Origin of the sequence: Agrobacterium sp. ST15.13.015, assembly GCF_027871645.1 — a bacterium.
GTDB classification, from domain to species: domain Bacteria; phylum Pseudomonadota; class Alphaproteobacteria; order Rhizobiales; family Rhizobiaceae; genus Agrobacterium; species Agrobacterium leguminum.
Genome location: NZ_JAQAHF010000013.1, coordinates 103,919 through 121,521, shown reverse-complemented (window position 1 = coordinate 121,521; position 17,603 = coordinate 103,919). Strand labels below are relative to the sequence as shown.

The 17,603-nt window shown below is 62.3% G+C and carries 20 protein-coding genes; 17 read left to right on the top strand and 3 right to left on the bottom strand.

Annotated features, from left to right (window positions below):
* Positions 1-27 precede the first annotated feature (27 nt).
* The 3 genes from PIB16_RS20080 (at position 28) to PIB16_RS20070 (ending at position 6,274) form a co-directional block, all read left to right on the top strand.
* Complete coding sequence (locus PIB16_RS20080; protein ID WP_012475973.1) at positions 28-633, top strand: DUF1419 domain-containing protein; 606 nt, start codon at positions 28-30, stop codon at positions 631-633.
* Between the two features lie 12 nt (positions 634-645).
* Positions 646-1,047, top strand: coding sequence for a DUF3085 domain-containing protein (locus PIB16_RS20075; RefSeq protein ID WP_012475974.1), 402 nt, complete (start codon positions 646-648; stop codon positions 1,045-1,047).
* Between the two features lie 118 nt (positions 1,048-1,165).
* Complete coding sequence (locus PIB16_RS20070; RefSeq protein WP_012475975.1) at positions 1,166-6,274, top strand: DEAD/DEAH box helicase family protein; 5,109 nt, start codon at positions 1,166-1,168, stop codon at positions 6,272-6,274.
* Positions 6,275-6,649: 375 nt separating this feature from the next.
* On the opposite strand, the gene PIB16_RS20065 is transcribed toward PIB16_RS20070, so the two are convergent.
* Positions 6,650-6,823, bottom strand: a complete 174-nt coding sequence (locus PIB16_RS20065; protein ID WP_236771566.1) for a hypothetical protein — start codon at positions 6,821-6,823, stop codon at positions 6,650-6,652.
* A gap of 351 nt (positions 6,824-7,174) precedes the next feature.
* On the opposite strand from PIB16_RS20065, the gene PIB16_RS20060 reads away from it, so the two are divergent.
* From PIB16_RS20060 to PIB16_RS20020, 9 genes are all read left to right on the top strand, one after another.
* Positions 7,175-8,926, top strand: a complete 1,752-nt coding sequence (locus PIB16_RS20060) for a ParB/RepB/Spo0J family partition protein (RefSeq protein ID WP_012475976.1) — start codon at positions 7,175-7,177, stop codon at positions 8,924-8,926.
* A 95-nt stretch (positions 8,927-9,021) separates the two neighbouring features.
* Positions 9,022-9,498: a Nif11-like leader peptide family natural product precursor gene (locus PIB16_RS20055; RefSeq protein ID WP_077768134.1), complete on the top strand. Its 477-nt coding sequence runs from the start codon at positions 9,022-9,024 to the stop codon at positions 9,496-9,498.
* A complete protein-coding gene (locus tag PIB16_RS20050) occupies positions 9,495-10,382 on the top strand; it encodes a DUF7007 domain-containing protein (RefSeq protein ID WP_012475978.1) in 888 nt (295 codons plus the stop codon). The genes PIB16_RS20055 and PIB16_RS20050 overlap by 4 nt, the downstream gene beginning before the upstream one ends.
* The gene (locus tag PIB16_RS20045) at positions 10,382-10,726 is read left to right on the top strand and encodes a hypothetical protein (RefSeq protein ID WP_012475979.1); all 345 of its coding nucleotides are present in this window, start codon (positions 10,382-10,384) and stop codon (positions 10,724-10,726) included. The genes PIB16_RS20050 and PIB16_RS20045 overlap by 1 nt, the downstream gene beginning before the upstream one ends.
* A gap of 4 nt (positions 10,727-10,730) precedes the next feature.
* Positions 10,731-11,195, top strand: a complete 465-nt coding sequence (locus tag PIB16_RS20040) for a hypothetical protein (RefSeq protein WP_012475980.1) — start codon at positions 10,731-10,733, stop codon at positions 11,193-11,195.
* A 323-nt stretch (positions 11,196-11,518) separates the two neighbouring features.
* Entirely contained in the window at positions 11,519-12,106 is a 588-nt protein-coding gene (locus tag PIB16_RS20035) for a hypothetical protein (RefSeq protein WP_012475981.1), read from the top strand.
* Between the two features lie 125 nt (positions 12,107-12,231).
* A complete protein-coding gene (locus tag PIB16_RS20030; RefSeq protein WP_077768133.1) occupies positions 12,232-12,477 on the top strand; it encodes a type II toxin-antitoxin system VapB family antitoxin in 246 nt (81 codons plus the stop codon).
* A complete protein-coding gene (locus tag PIB16_RS20025; RefSeq protein WP_077768132.1) occupies positions 12,477-12,881 on the top strand; it encodes a type II toxin-antitoxin system VapC family toxin in 405 nt (134 codons plus the stop codon). Before PIB16_RS20030 ends, PIB16_RS20025 begins: the two co-directional genes overlap by 1 nt.
* A gap of 205 nt (positions 12,882-13,086) precedes the next feature.
* On the top strand, positions 13,087-14,016 hold the full coding sequence (locus PIB16_RS20020; protein ID WP_077768131.1) for an ArdC family protein: 930 nt from the start codon (positions 13,087-13,089) through the stop codon (positions 14,014-14,016).
* 12 nt (positions 14,017-14,028) lie between these two features.
* On the opposite strand, the gene PIB16_RS20015 is transcribed toward PIB16_RS20020, so the two are convergent.
* Positions 14,029-14,202, bottom strand: coding sequence for a hypothetical protein (locus PIB16_RS20015; RefSeq protein WP_162854300.1), 174 nt, complete (start codon positions 14,200-14,202; stop codon positions 14,029-14,031).
* Positions 14,203-14,450: 248 nt separating this feature from the next.
* Here PIB16_RS20015 and panD point away from each other — a divergent pair, with 248 nt between their 5' ends.
* From panD to PIB16_RS19995, 4 genes are all read left to right on the top strand, one after another.
* Positions 14,451-14,903: an aspartate 1-decarboxylase gene (gene panD, locus PIB16_RS20010; protein WP_077768181.1), complete on the top strand. Its 453-nt coding sequence runs from the start codon at positions 14,451-14,453 to the stop codon at positions 14,901-14,903.
* 376 nt (positions 14,904-15,279) lie between these two features.
* The gene (locus PIB16_RS20005; RefSeq protein ID WP_015084482.1) at positions 15,280-15,588 is read left to right on the top strand and encodes a DUF736 domain-containing protein; all 309 of its coding nucleotides are present in this window, start codon (positions 15,280-15,282) and stop codon (positions 15,586-15,588) included.
* A gap of 319 nt (positions 15,589-15,907) precedes the next feature.
* Positions 15,908-16,072 carry a hypothetical protein gene (locus PIB16_RS20000; RefSeq protein ID WP_162854301.1) on the top strand — a complete coding sequence of 55 codons (165 nt, stop codon included), beginning with the start codon at positions 15,908-15,910 and terminating at the stop codon, positions 16,070-16,072.
* Positions 16,073-16,395: 323 nt separating this feature from the next.
* Positions 16,396-16,569: a hypothetical protein gene (locus PIB16_RS19995; protein ID WP_162854302.1), complete on the top strand. Its 174-nt coding sequence runs from the start codon at positions 16,396-16,398 to the stop codon at positions 16,567-16,569.
* 60 nt (positions 16,570-16,629) lie between these two features.
* On the opposite strand, the gene PIB16_RS19990 is transcribed toward PIB16_RS19995, so the two are convergent.
* Positions 16,630-16,896 carry a WGR domain-containing protein gene (locus PIB16_RS19990; protein WP_306801661.1) on the bottom strand — a complete coding sequence of 89 codons (267 nt, stop codon included), beginning with the start codon at positions 16,894-16,896 and terminating at the stop codon, positions 16,630-16,632.
* Positions 16,897-17,303: 407 nt separating this feature from the next.
* Here PIB16_RS19990 and PIB16_RS19985 point away from each other — a divergent pair, with 407 nt between their 5' ends.
* Positions 17,304-17,588: a hypothetical protein gene (locus tag PIB16_RS19985; RefSeq protein WP_077768129.1), complete on the top strand. Its 285-nt coding sequence runs from the start codon at positions 17,304-17,306 to the stop codon at positions 17,586-17,588.
* The last annotated feature ends 15 nt before the right edge of the window (positions 17,589-17,603 follow it).

Sequence of the window (17,603 nt, the reverse complement as noted above, 5' to 3'; positions counted from 1 at the left end):
TCCGGAACCATCTCCAAGGAGCCGCAGATGTATCCCTCTCCCGCAATCCGCAAGGTCTTCCACGGCGTTGCCTCACGCCAGCAAATGTTCCGGATGTTCGATCGGCACGCTCAACGTCCGAACCGTTGGGACGGTGACGCCTCGCTCCTCTATTCCGGCGAATGGTTCGAGATCGCCGAGACCGAGCACGACTATATGTTCGAGATCCTGCCACCGCTCTGGATCCGCGGGTCGATGTTCGCCATGCGCGAGTATCTGACGGGTTCGGTGACATCAGTGTTCTTCGCATTGCGCATCGATGGTGTCATCCGACATTTCCACGGCTATTGCGATCTATCGGACAAAGGCGCCGTCGAGCGCATGCGCGTGGCAATCATCGAGCGTGAGAGCCGGCCGGTGCGCGCCATGACGCGCGAGGAACGCCTGGAGCATATCTGGAGCATCACGGCGGACGACTATCGTGGCTATGCCGGCGATCGCTGGGACGAAGCTGCGCGCGGCAAGCGCACGATCATGCTCTACGGCGGCGCAGTGGGCAGCACTCTGAAACTGCTCGACGAGCTGACCGACGACGAGATCGCGGCGAAGCTGCCGGTGCAGCTGCGCCACCTCCCCTCGCCGATTGCCGCATGAGGGAGGCACACTATGCTTTCCTTCCCGCTTACATCCGTCCGCGAGGTCGTCGCCCGCAGTCGTGCCGACGCCGAAGCCAATGGCGGCTTTCGTAACCCCTACTACGGCCTGCGCCCTGGCAAGGACGAGAAGCCCGGCCTCTGGCTCGTCGGCGACCAAGGAGTCTACCTCCTGTCGAACGGCAAGCTGCCCGATGGCGCCAAGCCTTTGGTCGTTTATGCCGAGGAATGCGATCCCCGCACCAATGACGACTGGTTCGCAGTCAAACGCCGGACATTCGGCGGCGATGACGGAGTCGATTTCGTCGATGCGGAACAGCTCGAAGCGATGATGGCGGCCGCGCCGGAGGCGACGCACCTGCGTATCGCATTCCTTCAGGACTCGATGCAGCTCTTCCTGGTCGCGAAGCCCTAGGCAATTCGCGACCAGTCCGGCCCGTTTGGCCACCTATCCCAAACCCTTGAGCTCCCTTTAATCCCCGCAAGTGCTTCCCGCGGGGTGATGACGCTCGCCATTTTCCGAGGAAACCTCCATGAGCAACGATCCCTTCACTCTCGACATGTTCGGCAGCAGCGCGCTGTCATCAGGCCTCGGCCTGGGCGTCACACCGTTCGGCGGCTTCGATACGGTCGCGGCCAACGACGATGACCCGGAACCGACGCCGCCCTCTCCCTCCCCGGCCTTGCCGGCCGCGGCGATAGAACGTCCGGCGCCCCGGCGCCAGGGCAACCGGTGCAACTTCTACCTCGACGATGCGGATCGGGGCTTGGCCGGATCCTGGAAGGATCGCGCTCGCGCCAATGTTGCGGCGATCCTGATCGCGAACAACATCGAGAAGCAGGATCGGCCAGCCAACGCGAAGGAGCAGGCGCAACTCATCCGCTTCACCGGCTTCGGCGCCAGCGAACTGGCGAACGGTATGTTCCGCCGCCCCGGCGAAGTCGATTTCCGGGCCGGGTGGGGCGAGCTCGGTGGCTCGCTCGAAAGTGCCGTTTCAGATGCCGACTACGCGTCGCTCGCCCGCTGCACGCAATATGCCCATTTCACGCCGGAGTTCATCATCCGGGCAATCTGGTCGGGCTTGCAGCGCCTGGGCTGGTGTGGCGGCCGCATGCTCGAGCCGGGTATCGGTACGGGCCTGTTTCCGGCTCTGATGCCGGCGGCCTTTCGCGACAGGACCTTCGTCACCGGCGTCGAACTCGATCCCGTCACGGCCCGGATCGTCAAGCTGCTGCAGCCTAAGGCCCGCATCATCAATGGCGATTTTGCGCGCGCCGATCTGGCGCCGATCTACGATCTCGCCATTGGCAATCCACCCTTCTCCGATCGCACCGTCCGGTCTGACCGGACCTATCGCTCACTCGGTCTCAGGCTGCACGACTACTTCATCACCCGTTCGATCGACCTGCTGAAGCCCGGCGCGCTCGCCGCGTTCGTCACCAGTTCCGGCACGATGGACAAGGCCGACGCGACCGCGCGTGAGTACATCGCCAAAACCGCCGACCTGATTGCCGCGATCCGATTGCCGGAGGGGAGTTTCCGCCGCGATGCTGGCACGGATGTCGTGGTCGACCTTCTGTTCTTCCGCAAGCGCAAGGTCGGCGAACCGACAAGCGATCTGTCATGGCTCGATCTCGAGGAGGTGCGGCCCGAAAGCCAAGACGAGGGCGCAGTTCGCGTGAACCGCTGGTTTGCAGAGCATCCTAATTTCGTCCTCGGCGATCATGCCCTGACCTCCGGACCGTTCGGCGAGACCTATACATGCCAGCCACGCGCTGGCGAGGACCTGCAGGCGGCTCTAAAGAACGTCGTTCGCCTGCTGCCTGAAGGCCGCTATGACGGTGAGCCGACCGCAATCGACGTCGACCTCGAGGACGAGCTCGGCGAGATCATCGATCTTCGCCCCGGTGACGCCAAGGTCCGTGAGGGTAGCTTCTTCATCGATAACAGGCACGGCCTGATGCAGATGGTGGACGGCGCACCCGTGGAGGTCAAAGTCCGCAAGGGGCGCACCGGGGACGGCATCCCGGAAAAGCACGTCGGGATCATCAAGAAGCTGATCCCAATCCGCGACGCGGTGCGTGAGGTGCTGAGGGCCCAGGAGCAGGATCGGCCGTGGCGTGATCTGCAGGTTCGCTTGCGCATCGCCTGGTCGAGCTTCGTGCGTGATTTCGGTCCGATCAACCACACCACCGTCTCGATCAGCGAGGACGAGGAATCCGGCGAGGTGCGCGAAACGCACCGCCGTCCAAACCTGCAGCCTTTCCTCGACGATCCCGATTGCTGGCTGGTCGCCTCGATCGAGGACTACGACCTCGACACCGATACCGCAAAACCGCGCCCGATCTTTTCCGAACGGGTCATCGCGCCGCCTGCGCCGCCCGAAATCACCAGTGCGGCGGATGCGTTGGCCGTGGTGCTCAACGAACGTGGCCGCGTCGATGTCGAGCATATCGCCGAACTGCTGCACAGACATGCCGATGCCGTCGTCGACGAGCTCGGCGATGCGATTTTCCAGGATCCCGCCGATGGCTCCTGGCAGACGTCGGATGCCTACCTCTCCGGTGCGGTCCGCACCAAGCTTGGTGTCGCCGAAGCTGCCGCGGCACTCGATCCAGCCTACGAGCGTAACGTCCGCGCGCTTCAGGCAGTCCAACCCGCCGATCTTCGCCCGTCCGACATCACCGCACGTCTCGGTGCGCCCTGGATTCCGGCCAGCGACGTCGTCGCCTTCGTGAAGGAGATGATGGGTGCCGAGATCAGGATCCACCATATGCCGGAATTGGGCAGCTGGACGGTGGAAGCACGGCAGCTTGGCTACTGCGCCGCCGGCACATCGGAGTGGGGCACCAGCCGCCGTGATGCCGGCGAGTTGCTCGGCGACGCGCTGAACAGCCGTGTTCCCCAGATTTTCGATATCTACAAGGATGCCGGTGGCGAGCGGAGGGTCCTGAACGTCGTCGATACCGAGGCGGCGCGCGACAAGCTGCAGAAAATCAAGGAAGCCTTCCAAAACTGGGTTTGGACCGATCCGGATCGCACCGACCGGCTGGCGCGGGTCTATAACGACCGGTTCAACAACATCGCGCCTCGAAAATTCGACGGATCGCATCTGAAACTTCCCGGCGCCTCTGGCGCCTTTGTTCTTTATGGGCACCAGAAACGCGGCATCTGGCGGATCATCTCCTCCGGATCGACCTATCTCGCCCACGCCGTCGGCGCGGGCAAGACGATGACGATGGCGGCCGCGATCATGGAACAACGACGTCTCGGCCTGATCGCCAAGGCGATGCTGGTCGTCCCTGGTCATTGCCTGGCGCAGGCGGCGCGGGAATTTCTGGCACTCTATCCCAATGCCCGGATCCTCGTCGCCGACGAGACCAACTTCACCAAGGACAAACGGCTTCGCTTTTTGAGCCGGGCAGCGACCGCGACCTGGGATGCGATCATTATCACGCACTCGGCCTTCAGGTTCATCGCCGTGCCGTCCGCCTTCGAACAACAGATGATCCACGATGAGTTGGAGCTCTACGAGGATCTGCTGACCAAGGTGGACAGCGAGGACCGCGTGTCGCGCAAGCGCCTCGAGCGACTGAAGGAAAGCTTGCAGGAACGGCTGGAAGGGCTCGCGACCCGCAAGGACGATCTGCTCACAATCTCCGAGATCGGTGTCGACCAGATCATCGTCGACGAGGCGCAAGAGTTCCGCAAGCTTTCCTTCGCGACCAACATGTCGACGCTGAAGGGTATCGACCCGAACGGCTCGCAGCGCGCCTGGGACCTCTATGTGAAGTCCCGGTTCCTCGAAACGAAGAACCCGGGCCGCGCGCTGGTGCTCGCCTCCGGCACGCCGATCACCAACACACTCGGTGAGATGTTCTCGATCCAGCGCCTGCTCGGCCACGAGGCTCTCGCCGAGCGCGGCTTACACGAATTCGATGCCTGGGCGTCCTGCTTCGGCGATACGACGACCGAGCTGGAGATCCAGCCGTCCGGCAAATACAAGCCGGTCAGCCGCTTCGCGAGCTTCGTCAATGTGCCCGAACTGATCGCCATGTTCCGGGCTTTCGCCGACGTCGTCATGCCGGCGGATCTCCGCGAATACGTCAAGGTGCCTGATATCTCCACCGGCCGACGGCAGATCCTGACCGTCAAGCCGACGCCGGCGTTCAAGGCCTATCAGCAGATCCTCGATGCCCGCATCAAGGCGATCGAGATGCGCGAGGGACCGGCTGAGCCCGGCGACGATATCCTGCTCTCGGTCATTACCGACGGTCGCCATGCGGCGATCGATCTCCGCCTCGTGATACCGGCCAACGACAATGAGGAGGACAACAAGCTCAACCTCCTCGTCCGCAATGCCTTCCGCATCTGGCAAGAGACGAGCGACGATACCTACGTCCGGCCGGACGGCAAACCCTTTGACCTGCCCGGCGCCGCGCAGATGATCTTCAGCGATCTCGGCACGATCAACGTCGAGAAGACCCGCGGCTTTTCCGCCTACCGCTGGATTCGCGACGAGTTTGTGCGGCTGGGCGTTCCCCCGTCCGAAATCGCCTTCATGCAGGACTACAAGAAGACCGAGGCCAAGCAACGGCTCTTCGCCGACGTGCGCGCCGGCCGAATTCGGTTCCTGATCGGATCGTCGGAGACGATGGGAACGGGCGTGAACGCTCAAGCGCGGCTGAAAGCGCTGCATCACCTCGATGTGCCGTGGCTGCCGTCGCACATCGAGCAGCGCGAAGGCCGCATCGTCCGGCAGGGTAATCAGCACGATGTCGTCGACATTTTCGCCTATGCGACCGAGGGCAGCCTCGACGCTTCCATGTGGCAGAACAACGAGCGCAAGGCCCGCTTCATCGCCGCCGCGCTCAGCGGAGATACTTCGATCCGCCGGCTCGAAGACTTCGGTGAAGGGCAGGCGAACCAGTTCGCCATGGCCAAGGCAATCGCCTCCGGCGACGAGCGGCTGATGCAGAAAGCGGGTCTCGAAGCCGATATCGCGCGACTGGAACGGTTGCGCGCCGCCCATGACGATGACCAGTATGCGGTGCGCCGGCAGATGCGCGATGCCGAGCGTGACATCGAGACGTCGACCCGCCGCATCGGCGAGATCGGCCAGGATATCGGTCGGCTCGTTCCGACCGCCGGCGATGCCTTCGCGATGACCGTGCTGGGCAAGCTTCACCATGAGCGCAAGGAAGCCGGTCGCGCGCTGATGAAGGAGGTTCTCACGCTCCTCCAGCTCCAACAGGAGGGCGAGGTTCACCTCGCATCTATCGGCGGTTTCGATCTTGTCTATGAGGGAGAGCGCTTCGGAAAGGGCGACGGCTATCGCTACGCCACCACGCTCCAGCGCACAGGCGCCGCCTACGAGATTGACCTTGCGGTCACAGTGACACCGCTCGGCGCCATCTCCCGCCTCGAGCATGCGCTCGACGGGTTCGAGGAGGAACGCGAGCGTTATCGCCATCGCCTCGATGATGCGCACCGGCGGCTCGTCTCCTATCGCTCGCGCGAAGGCGGCACTTTCGCCTTCGCCGACGAACTTGCCGAAAAGCGCCGACAGCTTCGTGACGTCGAGGACGCTCTTGCCGCCGCGTCAGTTCAGAACGACGCCGCCTCGGCGGAGTCTGCTTGAATGGAATCGCGGTTTTGATGCGACGCAGCATTTGCATAGCTGCATTGCACAATATTTGCTTTCCTTCCGACCGAAATTTGAGCATAGTGCTCACAGCTGATGCACATGGCGGTTTTCCTCCCAGTGCCGCCGCAGCAGCTGTTCCCCTCTGGAGGTTTAAATTACCTTCATACCTATAGGGCCCGAGTTTTCTCGTGGCCCTCTTTTTTTGTCCTGATTTCCGTTCATCGAAGCGACCCCTACGACGGTCATCCTCGTCGCGGTTTTCCCCCGCTCAGGTAATCACCTCGACGCGCTCCATCTTTTCGATCAGCCGCCCGCTCATATCCTCCGGGTCGTTCAGGACGGTCACGAAGTCGGAGAGGCTCGGATTCTTCAAACCGACTTTGTAGATCGCAACCCCGCTTCGACATTCTCGTCCATGGCCTTCAGCCCCTCGAAATGTCGGGAGGCCTCCTGCCAGGCGAGCCCCAAAGTCTCGGTGAACGCAAGGATCTCGTCTGTTCCCGGAACGACCTGATAGGCAAATATCTCTTTTGTATCGTGCATCGAAACCTCCTTGAGCTGCGACAGCCTAAGGCGCGTTTCCGGTTGCTGTGAACTATCAAAAGTGTGAGCGGCAGTTTCCGGAAGGAGGGAGGACAAAAAGAAGGAAGAGGGAAAAGAAACCGGTCGCAGATCGGTCTTCCAGTCGCCGCTTGCGCTCAACCGCCGCCTGCGCATCCCGGCCACTCGTCCCGCGCAGGGCTGTTAGCCCCGCTCGGACATCGCAGCAGGGACGCTCGGCCGCAGTTGCGCCGGGCCGCCCGCCCCGCGGTCCGGGAGGTGTCTTCGAAAGAAACGAAGACAGGAAGGACCGGCAAGCGAGCCGTGTCCCGCATCTCGGAAGAGGAAAATCCCATGCACATCATGAAGGTCGATCCGCGCTCGTTGAAGGACAACCCGGACAATACTCGTCAGTCGAAATCCACCCCGCAGGCTGATGCGCTGCTGCTCGCGACCATCAAAGCCGTCGGCATCATCCAGCCGCCCGTCATCTTTCCGCAAAGCGATGGCGGAAACGGCTACGTCATCGAAGCCGGCCATCGGCGGACCCGCATGGCGATCGCCGCGGGCCTTGAGGAAATCGAGGTTCTCGTGGTCGAAGCCGCTAACGATAATGGCGCCATGCGGTCCATGGTCGAGAACATCGCCAGGGAGCCGCTCAACCCCGTCGACCAGTGGCGCGGCATCGAACGCCTGATCGCACTCGACTGGACCGAGGAAGCGATTGCGGTCGCACTTGCCCTCCCCGTCCGGCAGATTCGCAAGTTGCGGCTGCTCGCCAATGTCTTTCCGGCGATGCTCGACCAAATGGCGCTCGGCGACATGCCGAACGAGCAGCAGCTTCGAACGATCGCGGCGGCACACCTCGATGAGCAGAAGGAAGTCTGGAAGGCGCAGAAGCCGAAGAAGGGCCAGCCTGCCACGTGGTTCCAGATCGCCAACGCGCTGAGCAAGACCCGCATGTACGCAAAGGATGCGAGCTTCGGCGACGATCTCAGGGAAGCCTATGGCATCGAATGGATCGAGGATCTGTTTGCCCCTGCCGATGAGGACAGCCGCTACACCACCAACGTCGAAGCCTATCTCGGCGCCCAGCAGGAGTGGATGACCAACAATCTGCCGAAGAAGGGCGTGATCGCCGAGGTCACGCAATGGGGTGACGTAAAGCTGCCGCAGAAGGCCAGCCGCGTTTATGGCAAGCCAGGCAAGGGCGACCACACCGCAATGTACCTGGATCGGAACGGCAAGGTTCAGACCGTGCATTACCGGATGCCGGAGGAGAAGAAGACGGCGGGCAAGAGAGCGGTCGTTGGAGGTGGTGCCACCGCTGGCGACGATGTGATCGACGCGCCGAAACAGCGTCCGGATGTCACGCAAAAGGGCCACGACATGATCGGTGACCTCAGGACCGACGCGCTGCACGAAGCGCTCGCTCGCGCGCCGATCGAGGACGACACGCTGACGGCGCTCCTCGTGCTCGCCTTCGCCGGCTTGAATGTACGGGTCGACTCCGGGGCAAACGACACCGTCTTCGGCACGAAGCGGTTCGCTCGCCATGCGGTTCGGTTGCTCGACTCTGACGGTAAGCTGTCCTTCGAGATCGACACGTTGCGGGTTGCCGCCCGCTCGATGCTGGTCGATGTGCTCTCTTGCCGCCGCGGCATGTCGAACAGCGGGATCGTGTCACGTATCGCCGGCGAGGCCATCGGCGCCGATGGATATCTCCCGAACATGGGCACCGAAGATTTCCTGCTTTGCCTGTCGCGGGCGGCGCTTGAGGCGTCGTGCAAGGACACCCCGGTTCTGCCGCGCCCGAAGGTCCGCGAGACCCGCGCAGCACTCGTCGAGCACTTCAAGGAAGGGCACTTCGTCCACCCGGCAGCCCTGTTCGCGCCCGATCCGAAGGAACTTGCCGACCTGATCAAGAAAGGCGAGATCGTCGAAGAGGAGGACAGCGTCACCACTGAAGAAACGAGCGATGGTCTTGGCGAACTCGCGGACGACAGCGCCGCCGGCGAGGCCGCCGAACTTGACGCCCCCGATCCGGAGGCCGACGACGGGGCTCCTGACGAGGACGAAACCGCCTACGGCATTGCGGCCGAATAGCCTCCCTTCCCTTCTCATCCGATCGACAACCGCCGCCGGCCATCACCGGCGGCGGCTTCGTTTCCATGAACCGCAGAATTCCAAGGAGATGTCTTATGTCTGCGTCCCTGATCTACGACCTCGCCCCGATCGGCTCCATCGTCGCCTGGTCCGACGGCAGCCCTCGGCCGCCCGAGCGTTTCAAGAAGAAGCTGGCGGCCTGGCAAACCCGCAACAGCAAAGGCCGCCTGATCCGCAAGGAGGGTCCGCGCCAATCCGGAAATTACGCCTCGCCCGGGCATTTCACGCTGCATGAGGCTGATTTCGGCGGAAAGAATACCGTCGTCATGCGCATTCACCGAACCTTCGGTCTCGATTCCGATCTCGCCTTCAAGGTTCTCGAACGCCCCGCACTCGGTTCTATCCGCCTCTTCGATCGCGCCGGTGCGAACGCGGAGCTTGTCCATCTCGCCGGCAATCACGAGGCGGCGGTGGCCTGGCTGAAAGAGCATGGATACCCGAATGCCATCCTCGAAGAGGTGACCGCCGACGAGGTCGCGGCGGCTCATGTCGAAGGGAGGGTTGCCGCATGAGCACGCCCGATCTTCAACACGACAGGGTTCCTACCGCCGACGACTCCGCGGTGAAATTCGGCGTCAGCGCGGACGGCTTTCCGGTCGCCCGGATCGCCGATACCTTCCTGGCAATGGTGCCGGCGCGCGATGGCGCCAGCTTCCTCGCGAGCGCCTGGCGCCTCACTCGCCCGCTGTCAGAGCTGACGCGGGAGGATTTCCACGGTCACGAAGGGCGCCTCGAAGATGAGACAGCGTTCCGCGCGCGCGTGTTCGAGACCGCGCGGCACAGCCATGAACTATCCGCGCTCGGGCGGATCCAGAGCCGCATGGCAGCGACTACGCCATGGGGTCTGTCGCAGCTCGCGACGATCTACGCCGAGGGGATCGTCTCCCATATGACCGCCGGTCATGGCGGGTTTCATCTGTCGGCCGAACGGAATGCCCGCGTCCTTCCGATGCTGCGAAAGTCCTTGCCCTGGTACGAGGAGGACGCAGAATGGGCGATTGTCGCCCTCACCTTCCCAGATCTCTTCACGTCCTACGAGCGCAAATGTGCCGATGAGACGATCCGCAATAGCTGGCCGTCCGCCTGGGAGGCGATCCACGGCCGCGAACTCCAGCCCGGCCAATCCTGGACAAAGGACCGGGAAGCCTTCGAGCGCAAGCATGCCGGCGACTGGATCGTGATCTCCGCGATCTTTTCCAGCCGCCATGCCGACATGACGGAGGTCATCGCCACGCGAGGCGGCCGGCGCGATGGGCGGGTGGAGGAGATGCGCTTTCTCGTGCCCCGCGCCGAGTATGCCGCGCGCGACCGCTTCGGTTTCGTCATCGATCCTGACCGTCATAATCCCTGTGACGGTCCTTCCAGTTTTGTGGGGTGGCAAGGGAGGGATGCGTGATGGCTGCAATGCCAATCCACCATGCGCAACTGGCGCGTATGGAAGAAGCGCGGCGGCAGACGCAGCGCCAGCTCGAACTGATCGATCGCCAGGTCTTGCGCCGGATAACATCGATCCTGCCACAGCTCGCGCGCCGGCAAACCGGATATCGGCGCGGAAAGGCGCCGGATACGGGCTTCTTCCTCGAACGTTATCGCAACAATCTCGCCGCCCTGACAGCGGAGCGTCAGCCGGAAGTTGACGCGCTGACACGAAAGTTGGCTCGGCAGGATGCAGCGATAGCCGCCTTTCGCAAACGGTTCGAACCCGTTGGCGACGCGGCTCAGCCACGAGCGGAGGTCTAGCGACATGGGTACGATCGGAGACCTCGAACGGAGCGCCGGCATTGGGCCATCGTCCGCGGAACGCACCGCGTTCTGGCAGCAGTTCCACCACCTCAACGGAAAGGCGTGCCTCGACGCGGGCGTTGCGGAGCTTAAACGAATGATCGCCGCGAGGGAGGAACAGGCTGACGTTGCCTCGAGTAAGCAGCGCGCTGTTCCGAAGCGCGAAAGACTTCCTCCTTTGAGCGGTGAACAGGAAGCCGCGCTCCAGGCCTATGCCGCAAGACACGGGCGTCGCTGGAAGAGCATCCTGAACAACGTCTGGATGGGTGGCGCGCCCTATGACGATGGCGGGACACTCCGCGGTCTTCGAAACACGCACGGTCCGAGCTGGCTGCAATATTATCGGCTGCCCAAGCCGAAACCCTCGGCCGAGACCATCATCGCGCCAATTGAGCGTGCGGCGAGTTCGGGAAGTGACGACGTATAGCGTCCCGGCAGCCATCTTCCTTTCAGTACCTGGTTGGACCAGACCCCGTGCCGATTTGCCCTTCGGTTTTGCTGCGGTCTGAACCAGCGGCCGTTCGCTTCAAGGCCGCTATCCGCGCCGCCCGGCGGCCGGAGGCGCCGTCCCTCACGGAGCAGGCTTGCGGGCCTCGCAGGGCAGGATGCCCCGCTTGCCCGCAAACCGGCTCCGCTCAGCCTGTCGTCTCCGGACCTTGAAGCGCCCGTCTTCCGCCGGTTCGGGGCGACCGCACCGAAGGGCAAATCGGCACGGGGCCGGAGCCGCTTCGAGGTTGAAAGGAAGAAATCATGGCAAAGCCCGCTACCTCCCCTCGTCAATCCGCTCGCGTCGTGGCTCTGCGCAAAGGCGCAACCGTCGAAATGGTCCGGCTCACATGCCCCGACAGTGCCCAGGCGCTGAAGATCGCCGAGAGCTTCGGAACCGCGATCGTCGACAGCGACGGAATCCGCGATCTCCATGAGCGTCTGATCTCCGAGACGGCCGATGCTCTGAGCGATGGTCTCGGCGAAAAGGCCATGCAGATCCATCTGCAGCGGATCGTCGGCGCCTTCGTCGGCTCGGCGCACGGCGCAGGCCAATTCTATAGCCGCGCCGTCACCGAGGCACGCGATGCCACGGCCAAGGCTGCCAACGACGCCCGCGACGAGGACCTCGACGGCCCTGTCGGCTACGACAGTGCTGCCCAGCGCAGACGCGAGTTTGCCGCCGACATGGGCGTGCAGGCTCATGCGCTTCGGGTGGCCGCGGAGGGCGCCGTTGCAGCCTACAAGCAAATCGTCGGTGAGGCCTGGAAACCCTTCGATCGGCCCGTCGAAAACCCAGGTCACTCTCTTGATCGCAAGGCGGCCGAAGCACAGATGTCGGCCTTCGACTGAGCGCTTTCGGGCGGGGCTCCGGCCCCGCCTTTTTCCATGTCGGGAAGCAAGCGTGCCTACGGCCTTGGAAAAGGTCGCCCGATGATCTACATTATTTTCGAGATTTATCTACATGGAGACGACCCATGCCGATCAACGTCAACAATCCGGAAGCGGACGCGCTGACGCGCAAGTTCGCCGAAATGGCCGGCGTCGGCATTACCGACGCCATCGTCATTGCCATGCGGGAGGCGATCGAGCGTCGCAATCGCGCGGAGACGCCACTGCAGACTGCTGCGCGGCTGCGGGAAAAGCATGGGGTCGCGATGAGCGACGACGTCCGCAAGCCTCTTCCTCCTGAAGCCTTCGACGAAATGTGGGATGACGCCTGATGTTCGTCGATGCCTGCGCCATCATCGCGCTTCTCTCTGATGAGCCGGAAGCGGCGCGCGTCTCCGACGCCGTTGCTTCTGCCAGACATCCCTTCACATCTCCGGTCGCCATTCTCGAAACAGTCCTCGGCCTTGCACGGCCCGACAAGTTCAATCTTCCAGTGCCCGCGGTCGAAACGATCGTGATGGAATTCCTCGAAGCGCGGGAAATCGAGATTCGCGATCTTCCGCCCGCATCCGAGACGACGAGGCTCGCCCTTGTCGCTGCTCACCGCTATCGCAGCGGCCGCCATGGCCTGAACCTCGGCGATTGCCTGCATTATGCCTGTGCCAAATTCCATGGCGTGCCGATCCTCGCCACTGCGGATGAGTTCAGGTCGACCGACCTCGAAACAATTCCTTGAATCTCCTGAAGCAGTGACGCCGAGATCGGCCCGTCGCGAACCCGTCCGGCTTTTGGTCCTGGCGGAGCGAGGCGTTCGGGCAACGGCTTCGCCGTCCTCCACGTCCGTTCCGGCCTTTCGGTGCCCTCACCCCTTTCCGCTCCGCACTTTGGACCGCCGTGACGGGGTCGCGATCGGCGCGACCTCCTTGAATTGGAGGTTTGAAATGAGCAGGAAGGACGAAGGCCAGCGGGCCGACATCTACACGCGGATCACTGACAAGATCATCGAGGATCTGGAGAAAGGAGTTCGCCCATGGATGAAGCCATGGAACGCCGCGAACACGAACGGTCGTATCACCCGGCCGCTTCGCCACAACGGTCAGCCCTATTCCGGCATGAATGTGCTGCTGCTTTGGTCGGAGGGCCTGGCCCGTGGATATTCCTCGCCGATGTGGATGACATTCAAGCAGGCGCTTGAACTGGGATCGGCCGTGCGGAAGGGCGAGACCGGCTCGACCGTCGTGTTCGCGAGCCGCTTCACGAAGTCGGAGACCGACCGCAACGGCAACGATGTCGATCGGGAAATTCCCTTTCTGAAGGCGTACTTCGTCTTCAACGTTGACCAGATCGACGGTCTGCCGGACCACTATTACCATCGGCCGACACCGGTCCTCGATCCGATTGAGCGGATCGAGATTGCCGATCGCTTCTTCCGCGACACTGGCGCCGTCATCCGGCATGGCGGATCGCAGGCATATTATTCGCCGGTGACCGACCACATCCAGATGCCGCCGTTCGAGACCTTCCGGGATGTGGAGTCCTACTACGCGACCCTTGGACATGAGGAAATTCATTGGGTTGGAGCCAAAGATCGTCTTGATCGCGATCTGTCGCGCTACGCGAAGGACCGGACGGAGCGCGCCCGCGAGGAATTGATTGCCGAACTCGGCAGCTGCTTTCTCTGCGCGGACCTCGGGATTGCTCCAGAGCTGGAGCCGCGACCGGATCACGCCTCTTACCTTCAGTCGTGGCTCACCGTTCTCTCAAATGACAAGTGGGCGATCTTTCAGGCGGCAGCGCATGCGCAGCGTGCAGTCAGCTATCTTCACGGTCTGCAGCCGTCCGCGGAAGGTGCCGACAAGGCGGCGGCATAGGCGTGCTTTGAATCAGGGACGGTCGCCAGTACCGACGGCCGTCTCTCTGATTGGCTCTGGTTCGGTTTGCGGATGCTGGTTCAGGGTGAGGTCCAACGTGCCCCAGATCGATGACTTCGTGGCATCGGACTTGGGTTTGCGAGACGGCTTCCTCTCGACGATGAACGGTTTTGTCTGCTGACGCATAAATCCTCCTGGGCGACGAATCGCGCCTGAACGATATCGCGCACGCCACCGAACACAACAGGCTGTCATTCCAAGTTTCATACCGACGGTTTCGACGGCATGCCGTCGCCATTCGCGACAAAAGGATTCCCACCCTCCCCCGCCTGTCCAGGTTGTTTGTAAGGAAAACACTTCGCCACATGGGTTGTTGCGGAATGCTGCGTCGCACAAATATAGGATGCGAGGATATCAACTGGAAGGGGCAGGCTGTGGAAAAATACGTGGGCGCGAAGCTGCATGGCATTCGAGTGACCGACGCAAAGCTGAACTACCACGGCTCGATCACGATCGATGCGGACTTCTGCCGGGAGGTCGGTCTGAAACCGCTGGAATATGTGGAAATCTGGAACAAGATGTCCGGAGCAAGGATCAGCACTTACGTGCTCTACGGTGATCCGGGCTCCAGGTGCTGCATTCTTAACGGTGCGGCCGCTCGCACGTGCCAGCAAGGCGATGAGATTATCATCGCGTCCAGCGTCTTTTGCGAAATCGATGACATCATCAAGCTCAAGCCACGCGTGCTGGTCTTCGGAGAAAACAATGAAATCGTCGACAGGATCACCTACGAGGTCTTTCGCCGTGCAGACAATTCTCTCGACATGGCCGTGAGCTCCGAGCTGCCCGACAACAGCTACGGATTTCCGGCCTCCATTTCCGGATAGCCTGATGCAGTCGGACGGCGTCCCTGGACGTTTGCCGATGTGGATTGCCACGACACCGTTTTCGCCTATTGCCGTTGCCCTTCAGGGGAGCCATTGTCCCGTCCCTTTACCTGACGTTAGCGGCGCTCCATTTGCGGGCTCGATGAGGCATGTCTGACCGGAGAGCGGCGTCGCCTCGATCGTCCTCCCGCAACGGCCATTCGAAACTTTCTTCCCCTGCCGACTTCGTCGCCATTCCTCGCGCGACAACAAAGTTGCTCCCGGCCGCCCTCCATTTCATTTCGGCCCTCTGGGTGCGGTCCGATCGTCCCCGGTCCTTGCGACAGCCATCGAGGCCGCAATGGAGCGGCCCGAAACAGCAAAAGGAACTTGGACAATGGCTACCATCGGCACCTTCACCTCCACCGAAAACGGCTTCTCCGGCTCGATCCGCACCCTCGCCCTCAACGTCAAGGCCCGCATCGCCCGCGTCGAAAACCCCTCCGACAAGGGGCCGCACTTCCGCATCTACGCCGGCAACGTCGAGCTCGGCGCCGCCTGGCAGAAGACCTCCGAGCAGGGCCGCGACTATCTCTCGGTCAAGCTCGACGACCCGAGCTTCCCCGCCCCGATCTACGCAACGCTGGCCGAAGTCGAAGGCGAAGATGGCCTGCAGCTGATCTGGTCACGCCCCAACCGCGACTGAGGTTCTCGAGGCTCCGCCGATCCGGCGGAGCCTCTCCCGCCAAAGTGAGAAGCCGGCACCAGGCATCGAGCCAGGTTCCGGCTTTTTGGTGCCATGCGGAAACGGGGATAGCCGCTCAGATTTCCTGATGGTGCCGGGCCGGGCCGACGGCATCAAGGACGAGCGGTTAACCCCCAAATTTCAGGCCCGGTCCTGCGGCCCGATCCAGAAATTCGGCTCCCCCACTCGCCGCCTCCGGCGGTCGCTATCGCGATCCCTGACCCCGCCATCCCGTCCCGCCCTGCGAGCTCGTCTTTCACGAACTCAAGGAGATGAGATCATGACGATCGAACAGCACATCGAAGAACTGCGGGCCGAGCTGAACAACGCATGCGACGCGGCCGAGCGCCGCCAGATCGAGGGCGAGCTTGAACTTGCACGGGCCGAGCTCGCCGTGCAACTGGCCGAGCAGGTCGGCACCATCAAGGCCGAGCCGCCCTTCTGAGGCGGCTTCTCTTCTCATTTCAGAGCCGAGCTTCGTCGGCGATCACCGTCTCCGATTCCAGCGCTTTCCGCCCGAGGAACAACCGCGCCATCGCATCTCTCCTTTCGACACAGCTGTCATCTACGTCAGGGGATGTTGCAGTCCTCGCGTCACGCCGCAACCTTGCGCCACCAGAATTTTCCCCACCGCATGCGGCTCCTCGCCCAGTCAAAATTCAGGCGGCTCCAGGTTCTCCGCTCGCGCTTCGACCGTTCCGGTGCGGCCCTCCTCCGAGGTCTGCTTTCGATCCCCGCGATATCAGCAATTCGAAAGGAGAACCTACCATGCAACAACTCGCAAAGTTCCTTGCAGCCACCGGCCGCCGGCTCGGTAATCTCGGGAGAGTGATCTGTCACTTCTTCCGCAAGGGAAAGCTCGGGCTGAAGCTCGCGATCAAGATTCCGTTCTTCGTCGAGATCGAGCTCAACTTCGAGACCGACTGGAATAGGCGCGAATGACGCGCCATGGCCGCCCTCGGCGGCCCTTTTCCTTCGTTCCGGCTCGGGCGTCATCGTTGGTCAGCTGAGAGGACGCTGGGCAAAAGTCCTCGGTCGATAGCCGCGAGCTCGCTTCTGCCGCGTCAGGTCGAGGAACAGTCTGACCGCTTCTTCCTCCCGCCCGAAATGGTGCACCATCATTTGTCCAGAGGTCCCGATCCGCCCCCAGCGTCGCGTCAGGCAGGTTTCCCCGAAAAGCGATATGGAAATCTGCATGGCGTAAAAGCGGGCCATGTTCTTCGCCGTGTCGGTTCGCTCGATGTAGAGCTGGTAAGGTTGCGTGACCATGTTCGCAGAGTCGCCGATCCGTGCCCGAGCGTCCAACGACAGTTTTGAATCGTTCGAGGCCAACCGATTCATTGCGGTGATGTTTCTCAAAACCTGAGCGATTGTCTGGGCGAGTCGGCGCAGCCGCACGGCTCTAGTCGCTGTGGCTCCCGGAGCCCAGTCGGTCTCCGCGCATTCGCGTGACGATCCTCTCGCGGATGGCACAGGGCCAACCTCGCGCGATCAGTTGCAGTATCCCGAGCGCTCCGGACATGGCCGTGCAAGTCATCCGAGAGTGGATCCGACGACTTCATTCAAACTTTAATTTAATTTTCATTCTCTCTGAATAATTATTATTGCAATCAGGTTCAACTAGGCAAAGCACCTGCGGATCAGGCACTGCAGCGCAATGAGAGAAAGTCAGAGACATGGCAGAAATTATCGACTTCCCCTTGGAGCGCAGCCTCAGCACCGAACAACGTGCACTGATCGACCAGATGGAAGAAGAAGGCGGCCGCTTTCTCAAGGCGACGGAGAGCCTGCTTGGCGTCCTGCGGCAAGCTGAACGTACGCAGAAGGCAATTCTCGCCTACCAAGCCGAGATCAAAGGCCGGAGCGGAGGAACGGCGCAGGTAGCCAGTCGCGAAGCGGGCGACGGTTCCGCAGCTGGCGACTATCGCGGCAGCACTATCCGATATGCATCCGATGACTGAAGTTTTTCGAGTGGG

Excerpts from the sequence above, each read along its gene's own strand:
- PIB16_RS20080 (WP_012475973.1), top strand. The coding sequence starts at position 28 with ATGTATCCCTCTCCCGCAATCCGCAAGGTCTTCCACGGCGTTGCCTCA.
- PIB16_RS20075 (WP_012475974.1), top strand. The coding sequence starts at position 646 with ATGCTTTCCTTCCCGCTTACATCCGTCCGCGAGGTCGTCGCCCGCAGT.
- PIB16_RS20070 (WP_012475975.1), top strand. The coding sequence starts at position 1,166 with ATGAGCAACGATCCCTTCACTCTCGACATGTTCGGCAGCAGCGCGCTG.
- PIB16_RS20065 (WP_236771566.1), bottom strand. The coding sequence starts at position 6,823 with ATGCACGATACAAAAGAGATATTTGCCTATCAGGTCGTTCCGGGAACA.
- PIB16_RS20060 (WP_012475976.1), top strand. The coding sequence starts at position 7,175 with ATGCACATCATGAAGGTCGATCCGCGCTCGTTGAAGGACAACCCGGAC.
- PIB16_RS20055 (WP_077768134.1), top strand. The coding sequence starts at position 9,022 with ATGTCTGCGTCCCTGATCTACGACCTCGCCCCGATCGGCTCCATCGTC.
- PIB16_RS20050 (WP_012475978.1), top strand. The coding sequence starts at position 9,495 with ATGAGCACGCCCGATCTTCAACACGACAGGGTTCCTACCGCCGACGAC.
- PIB16_RS20045 (WP_012475979.1), top strand. The coding sequence starts at position 10,382 with ATGGCTGCAATGCCAATCCACCATGCGCAACTGGCGCGTATGGAAGAA.
- PIB16_RS20040 (WP_012475980.1), top strand. The coding sequence starts at position 10,731 with ATGGGTACGATCGGAGACCTCGAACGGAGCGCCGGCATTGGGCCATCG.
- PIB16_RS20035 (WP_012475981.1), top strand. The coding sequence starts at position 11,519 with ATGGCAAAGCCCGCTACCTCCCCTCGTCAATCCGCTCGCGTCGTGGCT.
- PIB16_RS20030 (WP_077768133.1), top strand. The coding sequence starts at position 12,232 with ATGCCGATCAACGTCAACAATCCGGAAGCGGACGCGCTGACGCGCAAG.
- PIB16_RS20025 (WP_077768132.1), top strand. The coding sequence starts at position 12,477 with ATGTTCGTCGATGCCTGCGCCATCATCGCGCTTCTCTCTGATGAGCCG.
- PIB16_RS20020 (WP_077768131.1), top strand. The coding sequence starts at position 13,087 with ATGAGCAGGAAGGACGAAGGCCAGCGGGCCGACATCTACACGCGGATC.
- PIB16_RS20015 (WP_162854300.1), bottom strand. The coding sequence starts at position 14,202 with ATGCGTCAGCAGACAAAACCGTTCATCGTCGAGAGGAAGCCGTCTCGC.
- PIB16_RS20005 (WP_015084482.1), top strand. The coding sequence starts at position 15,280 with ATGGCTACCATCGGCACCTTCACCTCCACCGAAAACGGCTTCTCCGGC.
- PIB16_RS20000 (WP_162854301.1), top strand. The coding sequence starts at position 15,908 with ATGACGATCGAACAGCACATCGAAGAACTGCGGGCCGAGCTGAACAAC.
- PIB16_RS19995 (WP_162854302.1), top strand. The coding sequence starts at position 16,396 with ATGCAACAACTCGCAAAGTTCCTTGCAGCCACCGGCCGCCGGCTCGGT.
- PIB16_RS19990 (WP_306801661.1), bottom strand. The coding sequence starts at position 16,896 with ATGGTCACGCAACCTTACCAGCTCTACATCGAGCGAACCGACACGGCG.
- PIB16_RS19985 (WP_077768129.1), top strand. The coding sequence starts at position 17,304 with ATGGCAGAAATTATCGACTTCCCCTTGGAGCGCAGCCTCAGCACCGAA.